This window comes from Aquincola tertiaricarbonis (assembly GCF_000969605.1).
Classification (GTDB): domain Bacteria; phylum Pseudomonadota; class Gammaproteobacteria; order Burkholderiales; family Burkholderiaceae_C; genus Aquincola; species Aquincola tertiaricarbonis.
The window spans coordinates 79,290-92,509 of the sequence record NZ_JZUE01000020.1; the positions used below are offsets into that span (position 1 = coordinate 79,290).

The following is a 13,220-nucleotide window of genomic DNA, read 5'->3' on the forward strand; positions in this document are numbered from 1 at the left end:
CACCGCAGTTCCGATCAAACAGACCACGGCCGCTGCCGACCGCACGCGCCGTGCCGAGGAGGACTTTCCATGACGCTCACCAGCGTGCTCTGCGGTGGCCGGCGTGCCATCCGCATGCTGAAGACTGCCGCCGTCTGCGGCCCCCTCATGGCCCTGCCCATGGCCCTGCCCCTGGCTCTGCTGCCTGCCACCACGGCGGTGGCCCAGCCCCGCTTCGACTTCGCCGCGACGCCCGGCCGGCTGTCCAAGCAGGTGGTGCCTACGCACTACCAGCTGCTCATCGATGCCGACCCCGCGCGCGACGGCTTCCAGGGCGAGGTGACCATCCGCGTGGACGTGAGGCAGCGCACCGACGCCATCGTGCTCAATGCCCACCAGCTGCAGGCCACCGGCGCCATGCTGCACGACGCCAGCGGCCTGCGACCACTGGACGTGGTGCCTGACGAAGCCCGCCAGACCTGGCGCCTGGTGCCGCAGGACGGCCAGCCCATCGCCGTGGGGCCGCAGCGCATCGAGATCGACTACACCGGCACGGTGCAGAAGACCGGCCAGGGCCTGTTCCGGGCCGACTACCGCGACATCACCGCGCCGGCCGATGCGCCGGCTGCACGCACGCTGGCCACCCAGCTGGAAGCCATCTACGCCCGCAGCGTGCTGCCCGCCTTCGACGAGCCGGTGTTCCGCGCGGTGTTCGAGCTGAGCGTGCGCGCGCCGGCCGGCCAGCAGGTGGTGGCCAACATGCCGCTGCAGGCCGAGACGCCCGAGGCCGACGGCCGCGTGCTGCACCGCTTCGCGCCCACGCCGCCGATGCCCAGCTACCTGCTGGGCTTCACCATCGGCCGCTTCGATGTGCTGGAGGGCAGCGCCGGCGCGCTGCCGCTGCGCATCCTCACCGCGCCGGGCAAGCGGGAGCAGGCGCGCTTTGCGCTGACGGCCACCGAGCAGCTGCTGGGCTATTTCACCGACTACTTCGGCCAGCCCTATGCGCTGCCCAAGCTGGACCAGCATGCGGTGCCCAGCACCCGCTGGGGCGCGATGGAGGACTGGGGCCTCATCTCCTATGCCGAGGGCGGCCTGCTGGTGGACCCGGCGCGCAGCACGCCCGATACGCCGCGTCGCGTGTTCAACCTGCTGGCCCACGAAATCGCGCACCAGTGGTTCGGCAACCTGGTCACCGCCGCCTCCTGGGAGGAAATCTGGCTGAACGAAGCGTTCGCCACCTGGATGGCCACCCGTGCTTCCGAGCACTTCCACCCCGAGTGGCAGGTGCGGCTGCGCGAACGCGGCTGGGTGGAGGAGACCATGGCCGAAGACAGCGGCCAGGCCACGCGCGCCATCCGCTCCGGCCGGGTGGACGAGCAGGCCATCTGGGACGTGTTCGACAACATCACCTATGCCAAGGGCGGCGCAGTGCTGAGCATGATCGAGCAGTGGCTGGGCCCCGAGGTCTTCCAGCGTGGGCTGGCGGCCTACATGGCCGATCGCCGCTTCAGCAATGCCACAGCGGGCGACCTGTGGCACCACATCGGCCAGGCCGCGGGGCGCGACGTGCGCCGCGTGGCCGCCAGCTGGACCGACCAGCGCGGCTTTCCGCTGGTACAGCTGAGCAGCCGCTGCGTGCGTGGCCGCACCGAGGTCACCCTGGCGCAGCGCCGCTTCACCGCCGGACCGGCCGACCGCATGCAGCGCACCTGGCACATCCCGGTGCGGCTGGCCCGCGTGAGCGGCGGCGAAGAGCCGCCGCATACCGTGATGCTCGACCAGCCCCGGCGCACCGTGCAGCTGCCCGGTTGCAGCGACGCACCGCTGCTGGCCAATGCCGGCGGCCGCGGCTTCTATCGGGTGCAGTACACGCCGGCCCACCAGCGGGCGCTGGCCGCCGCCTTCACCGAGCTGGCGCCGGCCGACCGCGTCGCCCTGATGGCCGATGCCTTCGCGCTGGCGCGCGCCGGCGAGGCACCGCTGGACGGCTGGTTCGCGCTGCTGGCCGCCGCACCGCGGGTGCAGGACGACAGCCGCGGCGCCCTGCTCACCATGGCGCTGCATTCGCTGGAGGCGCTGGATGCGGTGGTCGAAGGCCTGCCGGTGCAGGCCCGGCTGCACGAGGCCGCACGCGCGCTGCTGGCCCCCGAGCTGGCCCGCCTGGGCTGGCAGGCGGCCGATGGCGAAGGCTCCGAGCCGCGGGCGCTGCGCAACCTGCTGATCCGCCAGCTGGCCGGCTTCGGCGATGCCGAGGTGCTGGCGCGGGCGCAGGCGCTGTTCGATGCCGACGAGGCCGGCCGCGAGCCGCTGCCCGCGGCCATCCGCAGCGGCGTCATCGGCGCGGTGGGCGCACGCGCCGACGGTCCGCGCTTCGGCCAATTGCTGCAGCGCCTGCAATCGGCGCAAGGCGACGAGGACCGCTGGACCTATGCCCGCGCACTGGCTTCCGGCCGCGACGAGGCACAGGCGCGGCGGCTGCTGGAGGCGGCCCTGGCCGGCATCGCGCCGCCCAACGTGGCGTCGACGCTGCCCTCGCTGCTGGGCACGCAGGGGCCCTTCGGCGAGATGGCCTACCGCCATGTGCTGGACCACTGGGCCGGCTATGAGCCGCTGGCCGGCATGCAAGGCCGGCAGTACCTGCTGCCGGGCGCGGCCGGGCGCTTCGTGCAGGCTGGGCAGGCCGCTGCGCTGCTGGCAGACCAGGCCCGGCTGGTGGGCAAGGGCGGCGCCCTCACCGCCGGCCGGCAGGCCGAGCAGATCCGGCTCAATGCACGCATGCGTCAGCGCGACGTGGCGGCGCTGGACACGCTGCTGAAAGGATGGCGGCCCGGCGCGCCGTGAGGCGCCCGCCACTTGTCTAGACAAGCCGGCAGCGCCGGCTTTCTTCTGCCCGTCACATTGCCTGGCTAACGTGGCTGCGCGGGGGCCTCGATGCCCCCGGCAACGCCAGGAGGGCAATCACATGAAGTACTCGACCGCCCAGGTCGCGGCCGCCGCATGGCTGGCCATTTCCGCCTGCGCAGCACAAGCGGCTGCCTATGAGACCAACCTCATCGTCAACGGCAACGCCGAGCAGGGCACGGCCGGCTGGCAGGCCTATGACGGCACGCCGCTGTTCAGCGCGGTGGACTACGGGCCCAACTGGGTGCAGCCCAGCCAGCCCGGCCCGGCCGACCGCGGCGCCAACCTGTTCGTGGGCGGCAGCGGCGTGCCCTATGCCGCCGGCTACCAGCTGCTCGACCTGGGCGCCAACGCCGCCGCCATCGATGCCGGCCGGGTGAGCTTCGCGGCCAGCGGCTGGCTGGGCGGCTGGACGAACCAGGCCGACAACGCGCTGGTGTTCATCAGCTTCATGGACGTGGCCGGCAACACGCTGGCCAATGCGATGCTGGGCCCGGTGACGCCGGCCGACCGCAACAACACCACCGGCCTGTTCGCGGTGAGCACCAGCGGCTGGGTGCCGGTGGGCACCACCAGCGCCAGCTTCGCGCTGTCGATGGAACGCCTGGTCAGCGGCGACAACGACGGTTATGCCGACAACCTCGCCTTCAGCATCTCGGCCGTGCCCGAGCCAGGCACCTACGCGCTGATGCTCGGCGGCCTGGCCGCCGTCGGCCTGTTCGCCCGCCGCGCCCGCCGCAGCGGCGCCGCCGCCTGACACCCATCCACTGGAGCACCTCACATGTCTAGACAACTCACCCGCCTGGCCGCCGCCGTGGCCTTCGCCCTGCTCGCACCGCTGGCCTCGGCCGCCACCGTGCTCAGCTTCGACGACCTGGCCGACGGCGCCCTGCCCTCGGGCTACGGCGGCCTGCAATGGTCGGCCGCCTGGCTGTCGTTCGCCGATGCCGGCGAGCCCTTCGGCACCCATTCGGGCAACCGCCAGCTCGCCACCGACTGGGGCGCCGACAACACCGCCACGCTGATCCGCTTCGGCCAGGCCGCCACCTTCCAGGGCGCCTGGTTCTCGGGCTACGAGGACGCCGCCGTCAGCTTCAGCCTGTACTACCAGGGCCAGCAGGTCGCCACCTCGGCGCTGCTGACCCCGGCCCCCAGCTCGGCCTTCCTGGCCAGCGGTTATGCCGGCCTGGTGGATGCAGTGGCCGTCAACAGCGCCGCACACGGCGGCTTCGGCATGGACGACTTCACCTTCACCGCCGCCGTGCCCGAGCCCGAGACCTACGCCCTGATGCTGGCCGGCCTGGCCGCCGTGGGCCTGGCTGCCCGCCGTCGCCGCGCCGCCTGAGCGCGCGGCCAACGTCATCCTCCAAGGACCTCTACATGACCCAGAACGACCGCCGCGGCTTCCTGCGCAGCATGGCCACGGCCACCGGCGCCACCGCCGTGATGACGACCTTTCCGCCGGCCATCCAGCGCGCGCTGGCCATCGAGGCCAACAACCGCACCGGCACCCTCCGCGACGTCGAGCACATCGTCGTCCTGATGCAGGAGAACCGCTCCTTCGACCACTACTTCGGCACGCTCAACGGCGTGCGCGGCTTCGGTGACCGGTTCCCGATCCCGGTGGCCGATGCCGGCAGCATCGTGGGCCGCACGGTGTTCGTGCAGCCCAACCCGCAATCGCAGCAACAGCCCGGCCGCCCGCCGGTGGGCGGCCCGCCGGCCATCGCGCCGTTCGCGCTCAACACCCAGCAGACCTTCGCCCACATGCGCGTGGCCGGCACCCCGCACAGCTGGACCGACTCCCAGGCCGCCTGGGACCAGGGCCGCATGAACCGCTGGACGGTGGCCAAGAACAACCACTCGCTGGGCTACTACACCCAGGCCGACCTGCCTTTCCAGTTCGCGCTGGCCAATGCCTTCACGCTGTGCGACGCGTACCACGCTTCGTCGCAGACCGGCACCAACACCAACCGCCTCTTCCAGTGGACCGGCACCAATGACGGCCTGGGCCTGGGCGGCGGCCCGGCCACCGACAACAGCCGCGACTGGTTCAGCGAGGACCGCAGCACCGACTACACCTGGACCACCTACCCCGAGCGCCTGCAGGCCGCAGGCATCTCGTGGCAGGTCTACCAGAACATGGCGGACAACTTCACCGACAACCCGCTGGCAGGCTTCCGCGCCTACCGCGACGGCTGGTACAACCGGCCCGGCCATTCGGTGGCGCTGAAGGAGCGCGGCATCTCCACCCGCGACCTGGACAAGCTGCGCGAGGACGTGCTGGCCAACAAGCTGCCGCAGGTCTCGTTCATCGTGGCCACGGCCGAGGGCTCGGAGCACCCGGGCCCCTCCAGCCCGGCGCAGGGCGCCGACTACACCGCCAAGGTGCTGGAAGCGCTGACCGCCAACCCCGAGGTGTGGAGCAAGACGGTGCTCTTCATCAACTTCGACGAGAACGACGGCTTCTTCGACCATGTGCCGCCGCCTGCACCGCCGGCCTGGACGGCCGCCGGCCAGTACGCCGGCGCCACCACCGCCGATGCCACGCCCGAGTACAACGAGATCCTCAAGGGCTCGTCGCCCACCTACCTGCACCGCACCTATGGCCTGGGCCCGCGGGTGCCGATGTACGTGGTGTCGCCGTGGAGCAAGGGCGGCTGGGTCAACTCGCAGGTGTTCGACCACACCTCGGTGCTGCGCTTCGTGGAAGCCCGCTTCGGCGTGATGGAGCCCAACATCAGCGCCTGGCGGCGCGCGGTGTGCGGCGACTTCACCTCCGCCTTCAACTTCAGGAACCCGAACGACAACGCCTTCTTTGCGCAGCTGCCCGGCACGCTGGCGCTGGCCAACCAGGCCCGTGCGCTGACCCACACCACCACGCCGCCCACGCCGGCCAGCCTGGCGCTGCCGTCGCAGGCGGTGGGCTCGCGCCCCTCGCGCGCCCTGCCCTACGAGCTGCATGCCAGCTGCCGCGTGGTGGCACCGGCACGCCAGCTGGCGGCGGTGCAGGTGGAGATCGGCTTTGCCAACACCGGCGCGCAGGCCGCGGTCTTCCATGTGTACGACCGCAAGAATTTGTCGGCCATCCCCCGCCGCTACACGGTGGAGCCGGGCAAGCAGCTCAGCGGCCAGTGGGCCCCGCAGGCCAACGGCGCCTACGACCTGTGGGTGCTGGGCCCCAACGGCTTCCACCGCCACTTCACCGGCAATGCGCGGCGCGCGGTGTCGGCGGCACAGCCCAATCCTGAAGTGCAGGTGAGCTACGACAAAGCCACCGGCGACCTGGTGCTGCGGCTGCACAACCCGGGCAGCGGCCCATGCAGCTTCAGCATCGTGGCCAATGCCTATTTCGCAGCCACGCCGGGTGTGTACAAGGTGCTGGCGCGCAGCGAGCAGGTGGTGCGCTGCCCGCTGCAGGCCAGCGGCTTCTGGTACGACTTCACCGTCAGCGTGGCCGGCCAGGCCGACTACAGCCGGCGCGTGGCCGGGCGGATGGAGACGGGCGTGGATGGGATCAGTGATCCGGCGATGGGGGGCGTGGCGATCGCGGATCAGGTGAAGGTCGGCTGATCGCCGGCACGCGTGTGCCCCGCAGTGGACCCGGGTTGGCATCCGGGCCCGGGCAGCGAACGAACGCCGCGAACGTGGCAAGCCGGTTCAGCGGTCCCGTGCGTCGGCTGCATCCATCGGCCGGCGCATTCGCGGACTAACGGACCCTCGGCAGGTCGCCTGGCATTAGCACCTCTCCGTTGGGCCCCCAGTCGACCCGGGTGATGCCGGGTTCCAGCGCCTCCAGCCGGCGTCGTTCTAGTTCGCCCACGCTCGGCATGGCGCTCGGGTCGAAGGCCAGCGCGGCCCGCAGGTCCGCCAGCAGCTGCGGCTCGCTCCACGGCTTCGGGATGTAGCGGAAGACGCCAGCCAGATTCACCGCGTCGACGACGGCGCCGAAATCGGCCGATGCGCTGAGCATCATGCGCACGGTGCGCGGGTCCAGGTCCCTGGCGCGGGCAAGCAGGCTCACGCCGTCCAGCTGAGGCATCCGGTAGTCGGTGACCAGCACGTCGAACCGCGCCCGGTGCAGTCGCTGCAGCGCCTTCAGGGGATCGTCAAAGAGCTCCACCTCGAGCTGCTGCGGCTCGAAGTGCCGGCGCAGCAGCCGGCGCAGTGCGTGCAGCACCGGCGTCTCGTCGTCGACGATCAACAGGCGCTTCACCGTTCGACCTCCCCGGGCGCATGGACCGTCAGCGTCACCGCCAGGCCATGCTTGCGTTCGAAGGCACGGATGCGGCCGATCAGGTCCTCGGACAGGTGCTGTCCGGCCGACAGCAGCAGCACGCCCTCGGGCGACACGAAATCCTGCGCCAGCGTGTGGCCGGCGCGCAGGTCCGCGCTGCCCAGGCGCAGCGTCGACCGGGCTGCCCGGGCCGGTGCGGCCGAGAACAGCCGGTCGAAGGCGTCGACGACCGCCGGGTCGAAGCGGCTGCCGCGGCCGGCATGCACGACCTGGCGCGCCTCGTGGATGCCCAGCGCCTGGCCGTCGATGCGGCCCCCGCGCAGATCCTCGAAGGCATCGGCCACCGCCAGGATGCGGGCCCCGAGCGGGATCGCCGCCCCGCGCAGGCCGTCCGGAAAGCCCTGCCCGTCCCAGCGCTCGTGGTGGGCGCGGATCAGCGGCGCCACGCCCTGCATGTCGTCGCTGGCCAGCAGGGCCTGCTCGCCGAGCACCGGGTGCAGCCGGTAGCGCTGCAGTTCGTCGCGGTCGAGGCGGTTCACCGGCCGCGCCAGCACGGCGTCGCTGAGGCCGATGTGCCCGATGTCGTGCAGCAGCGCCGCGATCGGCAGGTCGTGGGCGGTGGCGGCGTCCACCGTCATCGCCTGCGCGATGCGCCGCGTCAGGTCCGCCACCTGGCGCGCATGGCCGAACTGCGCACTGCCGCGCAGGTCGATCAGGGCGGTGAAGGCCTTGATGGACGTCAGGTAGTTGCGCTTGAGCCGGTCATTGGCCGCCGCCAGCTCCACGGTGCGCAGCCCGACGCGCGCCTCCAGCTCCGCGTTCAATGTCTTCAGCTCTTCGTTCTGCCGGTGCGTCAGCCGCTCCAGCGCCGCCTTCTCGGCCTCCACCTGCTGGCCTTGTGCGACCTGGCGCAGCGTCAGCACCAGCTCGTCGTCGTTCCAGGGCTTGGTGATGTAGCGGTGCAGCCGGCCGCGGTTGATGGCGGCGATCGTGGCGCCGAGGTCGGCCTGCCCCGTCAGCAGCAGCCTGGCGGTGCGCGGCCAGCTTCGGCCGACCTCTGCGAGCAGCTGCACGCCGTCCATGCCCGGCATGCGCATGTCCGAGAGCACGGCGTCGACGGGTTCCGTGGCGAGCAGCGCCAGCGCCTCTTCAGCGTGCCCCGCCGTCAGGAAGCGCCAACCGGTGGCGCGGAACAGCCGCCGCAGCGCGGCGAGGATGTTCGGCTCGTCGTCGACGGCCAGCAGCGTCCACGGCGCATCGGTGGCGTTCATTTGGCGCCCGCCTCGCCGGTCGGCCGCCGCACCGGCAACGTCACCCGGAAGCAGGAGCCGCGGCCCGGTTCGCTGCGCACCTCGATGCGTCCATGGTGCTTCTGCACGATGCCGTAGGCCAGCGACAGGCCCAGGCCCGTGCCGCGGCCCACCGGCTTGGTGGTGAAGAAGGGGTCGAAGATGCGCGGCCGGTGTTCGGGCGCGATGCCGCAGCCGTTGTCCTCGACCTCCACCCAGACCTCGTCGCCGGCGTCGCCGCTGCGCACCACGATCAGTCCCCGCTGCGGCCCGATGGCATGGGCCGCATTGACCAGCAGGTTCAGGAACACCTGGTTCAGCTCGGAGGGCAGGCATTCGACATTCGGCAGGTCGCCGTACTCGCGGCGGACGTCGGCGCGGTACTTGATCTCGTTGGCGGCAATGTTCAGCGTCGAGTCGATGCCCTGGTGCAGCGAGGCCGAGACCCATTCCTGGTGGGTGTCCACCCGCGAGAAGTCCTTCAGGTCCTGCACGATCTTGCGCACGCGCGACAAGCCCTCCTTCGACTCCCCGAGCAGCAGCGGGATGTCCTGCTTGAGGTAGTCCAGCTCGACCCGCTCGCGGATCGCCGCGAGCCTGGCCGCGACGGCCCCGTCGGCCAGCGCGGGTTCCGCCTGCTCGTAGGCCGCCAGCATCTCGAACAGCCGCTGGAGGTAGACCTCCAGCGTGCCGAAGTTGGAGAACACGTAGCCGATCGGATTGTTGATCTCGTGCGCCACGCCGGCGGCGAGCTGGCCGATCGACGCCAGCCTTTCGGCCTGCAGCAGCTGGTGCTGCGCGCTGCGCAGGCTTTCGTTGAGCGCGCGCAGCTCCTGGTTCGCGCGCTGCAGGGAGACGAGTTCGGGTTCGGAGTGGGACATGGTCTTCAATGGAACAGTGCGTCGCACAAGGTCTGGAACTGGCGCTCGGTGTGCGAGAACAGCCGCATGCAGGCCGCGTCGTCCAGGCCGCAGGCGGCCCAGAGCGGCAGCATCAGCGTCGGCACCGCCTCGTCCGCGTCGCCGGCCAGTCCCAGTGCATGCGCGATGCCGTCGGCCACGTGCGCCAGGCCGGTCAACGTGAGTCCGGCCTCCGCCGGCGGTGCGTGGTGCTCGCGGATGGCATCGACGATGGCCGGCGCGAAGTTCCACTGCCGTGCGATCAGCCCGCCGACCTCGGCGTGATCGAGGCCGAGCACCGCGCGCTCGGCTTCGCAGGCGGTGCAGTCCGTGTCGCGCCGCCACCGTTCGGCTTCGGCATAGGCCGGCGCGAACGCGCTGGCCAGCGCCATCCGGCCGATGTCGTGCAGCAGGCCGACCGTGAAGGCCAGGTCGGCGTCGTTGCGGCCCAGCTCGACGGCCAGCGCCTGCGCGCACAGCGCGCTGCTGATCGAGTGGCGCCAGAAACTGTCGTGGTCGAAGCCTGGATGGCGCCGGAAGCTGCCGGCCAGGCCCGCGGCCGTGACCACGCCGCGCACCGTGCGCAGGCCGAGCACGCCGATCGCCTCGGACACCGAGCGCACCTGCCGGCCACGCCCGTAGAACGAGGAGTTGGCCAGCCGCAGCGTCTTGGCTGCCAGGGCCTGGTCGCGGGAGATCTTGGCCGCGTACTGCCCGGCGCTGAGCTCCTCGTGGCCCAGCGATTCCACCAGTTCCATCACCACCGAGGGCAGCGGCGGCAGGTCGCGCAGCGCGGCATGCAGCTCGTCACGGGCGATCGGCAAGAGGGTCGTGGTCATCGGGCAGGCGCCTGGCGATAGCGCTGCACGACGTGCAGCAGCGGGTGCACGCGACCGTCGCGCAGGCTGTGGCGGAACAGGTGGGTCAGCGCCTGCGGCAGTGCCGCCGGTGCGGCGGGAATGACGGGAGTGCTCATCGGGCAGCCCCGGACTGCGGCAGCAGCACCAGCAGGCGGCCGCGGGCGTGGCCGGTCAACGCCCGGCTCATCGCCCACCAGCGGCGATCCACCAGCGTGACGAACAGGGCCTGGCCCTCCAGCGCAGGCTGCAGCACCGGCGGCAGTTGCTCGACCGCAGGCGCGCCCAGCAGGTCGCCACCGCGTTCGCACAGCACCCGGGCCGGCGCGTTGGCGAACACCAGCAGGCCTTCGTCGTCGATGCCGAACACCGGCACGGGCACGGCGTCCAGCAGCTCCTGTGCCGCCTCCCGGGTGCCGACCTCGCGCTCGTTCTGTTCGCGTTGTGCCGCCAGCAGCGACTGCAGGCGCGCGTTCAGCTCGGCCAGTTCGCGGTTGGCGGCCTGGACCTCCTGGTCGAGGCGGTGGTTGCGGTCGGCCAGCTCCTTCAACGCGAAGGCCTCGCGCAGGTGGGCCCGCAGCTCGTCGTCGTCCCAGGGCTTGGCGAGGAACTTGTAGATGGCACCCTCGTTGATCGCATCGGTGATCGACTGCAGCTCGGTGTAGCCCGACAGCACCAGCCGGATCGTGTCCGGATAGAGCTGCCGGGCCCGCCGCAGCAGCTCGACGCCGGTCATCCCGGGCATGCGCTGGTCGGACAGGATCACGTCGATCGGGTGGCGGGCCATGAGCTGCAGTGCCTGTTCGGCGCTGCAGGCGCTGAGCACCCGCCAGCCCTCGGCGCGCAGCAGCCGGCGCAGCGCGGCCACGATGTTGTCCTCGTCGTCCACCAGCAGCAAGGTGCGCTGCCGGTCGCGCTGGCCCAGCAATGCGGGATCGATGTGTCGGCCTTCCTGCAGCATCGCCTCGACGGCTGCGGCGGGCATCGCGGCGCTGAACCAGTAGCCCTGCATCTGGTCGCACTGGTTGGCGGCCAGCAGCGCCGCCTGGCCTTCGCTCTCAACACCCTCGGCCAGCACCTTCATCCGCAGGCCGTGTGCCATCGTGATGATGGCGCGCGTGATCGACACGTCCTCCGCCGGCGCAGTGACATCGGGCACCAGCGAGCGGTCGATCTTCACCACGTCCACCGGCAGCCGGCGCAGGTAGCTGAGGCTGGAGTAGCCGGTGCCGAAGTCGTCGAGGGAGACCTCGACGCCGAGCGCGCGCAGCGCCTGCAGGTGCCGCACCGCCTGGTCGAACTTGGCAATCAGCATGCTCTCGGTGACCTCGACGCCGAACAGCCGCGGGTCGAGGCCGGACGCGGCGAGCAGGCATTCGATGCGCCGCGCCAGATCCGGCTGGTGCAGTTGCCGCGCCGACAGGTTGACCGCCATGCGCAGCGGCGGCAGCCCAGCACGCTGCCAAGCCGCCGCCTGCTCGATGGCGCGCCGCAGCACCCAGTCGCCGATGGCGACAATCAGGCCGGTCTCCTCGGCGATCGGGATGAACCGATCCGGCGCGATGCGGCCCAGCGTGGGATGCTGCCAGCGCAGCAGGGCCTCGACGCCGACGATGCGGCCATGGACGAGATCGATCTGCGGCTGGTAGTGCAGATCGAGCTGGTCGTCGCGCAGCGCATGGCGCAGCGCGGTCTCCAGCACCAGCCGTTCGGGGTCGTCCTCGTGCGGCATGCCGGCATAGACGCTCACCTGGTTGCGGCCCAGCAGCTTGGCCTGGTGCAGCGCGGCATTCGCGCGGCGCAACAGGGTGTCGGAGCGGTCGCCATCGGCCGGCGCGGTGGCGATGCCGATGCTGCAGGTGATGTGGACCTCATGCCCTTCGATGACCATGGGCCGGGCGATGCCTTCGAGCAGGGCCTGCGCCGTGTGCAACGAAGGCACCGACGGCGCCGGCATCACGATGACGAACTCGTCGCCGCCGCGTCGCGCCACCAGGTCGGTGCTGCGCACGGTGGCAGTGATGCGCTGTGCCGCTTCGCGCAGCACCGCATCGCCGATGTGCGGGCCCAGACCGTCATTGATGCGCTTGAAGCGATCGAGCTCGAGCACCAGCACTGCAGTGTGGCTGGTCGTCTGCAGCATCGTGCCCAGGCGCTCGAACAGCAGCTGGCGGTTGGGTAGCCCGGTGAGTTGGTCGAACTGCAGCAGCTGGCGGATGCGGCGCTCCGCGGCCCGACGCTCGCGGATGTCGTCGATGCAGACGTGCGCGAAGGAGGTGCTGTCGCTGGTCACCAGGCTCACGGACACGTCGACCGGAATCTCGTGCCCCTGCTGGTGGCGCACGCTGGTCTCGAAACGCAGGGAACCGCTTTCGCACAGCGCGTGCCAGCGCTGCGGCCAGTGGGTCATGTCGACCTGCGTGTCGATGTCGGGCACGCGCAGCCGCAGCAGCTGCTCCCGCGACAAGCCCAGCAGCCGGCAGGCGGCAGCGTTGGCATCGCGGAAGGCGCCGTCGGGGCCCACCTGCAGCAGCGCGTCGTTGGCCTGCTCGACGGCATGGCGCGTGAGCTGCAGCTGATGCTGCACCTGCTCCCGTTCGGTCACGTCGCGCGCCGACGGGATCAGCCAGGCCACCCGGCCCTCCGTGTCGTAGAGCGGCAGCAGCGAGAAGTCCATCGCCAGCAGCGCGCCGCTGCTCGTGGCCACCCGCACGTCGAAGCGCGAGGCTTCGCCGCGCAAGGCGCTTGCCACGGCCTGCTGCAGCCGTTGCCGCGACTGCTCGCAGGCCTGCCACCAGGGGGTGGTGTCGAAGCGCCTGCCGAGCACCTGCTCCGGCGAGCTTTCAATGGCACTGAGCGCCGCCTGGTTGGCATAGCGCAGCACGCCCTCGGTATCGAGCAGGCCGGCAAAGATGGATGGCCCGAGCCGATCCAGTACCTCGTGCAGGGCGGTCTCAACGTCGGACGGCCGTGGGTCGGCCTCCGCTGGCGTCAATGCGGGCGGGCAGGGTGGCATGGGCGTGACGGCTCGGATGTGCACATGGCCGCAGTCTGC

At 71.3% G+C, this 13,220-nt stretch carries 10 protein-coding genes; 4 read left to right on the forward strand and 6 right to left on the reverse strand.

Annotated features, from left to right (window positions below; all coding sequences use genetic code 11):
- The first annotated feature begins 69 nt into the window (after window positions 1-69).
- From VO99_RS20535 to VO99_RS20550, 4 genes are all read left to right on the forward strand, one after another.
- Complete coding sequence (locus tag VO99_RS20535) at window positions 70-2,823, forward strand: M1 family metallopeptidase (RefSeq protein WP_052736498.1); 2,754 nt, start codon at window positions 70-72, stop codon at window positions 2,821-2,823.
- Between the two features lie 121 nt (window positions 2,824-2,944).
- Window positions 2,945-3,640, forward strand: coding sequence for a PEP-CTERM sorting domain-containing protein (locus VO99_RS20540; protein WP_046114783.1), 696 nt, complete (start codon window positions 2,945-2,947; stop codon window positions 3,638-3,640).
- Window positions 3,641-3,664: 24 nt separating this feature from the next.
- Window positions 3,665-4,228: a PEP-CTERM sorting domain-containing protein gene (locus tag VO99_RS31405; RefSeq protein ID WP_083440784.1), complete on the forward strand. Its 564-nt coding sequence runs from the start codon at window positions 3,665-3,667 to the stop codon at window positions 4,226-4,228.
- Window positions 4,229-4,263: 35 nt separating this feature from the next.
- On the forward strand, window positions 4,264-6,456 hold the full coding sequence (locus VO99_RS20550) for a phosphocholine-specific phospholipase C (RefSeq protein ID WP_046114784.1): 2,193 nt from the start codon (window positions 4,264-4,266) through the stop codon (window positions 6,454-6,456).
- Between the two features lie 136 nt (window positions 6,457-6,592).
- Here the strand turns inward: VO99_RS20550 and VO99_RS20555 are convergent, their stop codons facing one another.
- From VO99_RS20555 to VO99_RS29110, 6 genes are read right to left on the reverse strand one after another with little or no spacing between them, the layout of a single operon-like run.
- Entirely contained in the window at window positions 6,593-7,099 is a 507-nt protein-coding gene (locus VO99_RS20555) for a response regulator (protein WP_046114785.1), read from the reverse strand.
- A complete protein-coding gene (nosR, locus tag VO99_RS20560; protein ID WP_046114786.1) occupies window positions 7,096-8,391 on the reverse strand; it encodes a response regulator c-di-GMP phosphodiesterase, NosR family in 1,296 nt (431 codons plus the stop codon). The genes VO99_RS20555 and nosR overlap by 4 nt, the downstream gene beginning before the upstream one ends.
- Window positions 8,388-9,290 carry an ATP-binding protein gene (locus VO99_RS20565; protein WP_046114787.1) on the reverse strand — a complete coding sequence of 301 codons (903 nt, stop codon included), beginning with the start codon at window positions 9,288-9,290 and terminating at the stop codon, window positions 8,388-8,390. The genes nosR and VO99_RS20565 overlap by 4 nt, the downstream gene beginning before the upstream one ends.
- Before the next feature lie 5 nt (window positions 9,291-9,295).
- Complete coding sequence (locus VO99_RS20570) at window positions 9,296-10,147, reverse strand: HDOD domain-containing protein (protein ID WP_046114788.1); 852 nt, start codon at window positions 10,145-10,147, stop codon at window positions 9,296-9,298.
- Entirely contained in the window at window positions 10,144-10,284 is a 141-nt protein-coding gene (locus tag VO99_RS30415) for a hypothetical protein (RefSeq protein WP_157039676.1), read from the reverse strand. The genes VO99_RS20570 and VO99_RS30415 overlap by 4 nt, the downstream gene beginning before the upstream one ends.
- Window positions 10,281-13,181, reverse strand: coding sequence for an EAL domain-containing protein (locus VO99_RS29110; protein WP_083440786.1), 2,901 nt, complete (start codon window positions 13,179-13,181; stop codon window positions 10,281-10,283). The genes VO99_RS30415 and VO99_RS29110 overlap by 4 nt, the downstream gene beginning before the upstream one ends.
- Between the last annotated feature and the right edge of the window lie 39 nt (window positions 13,182-13,220).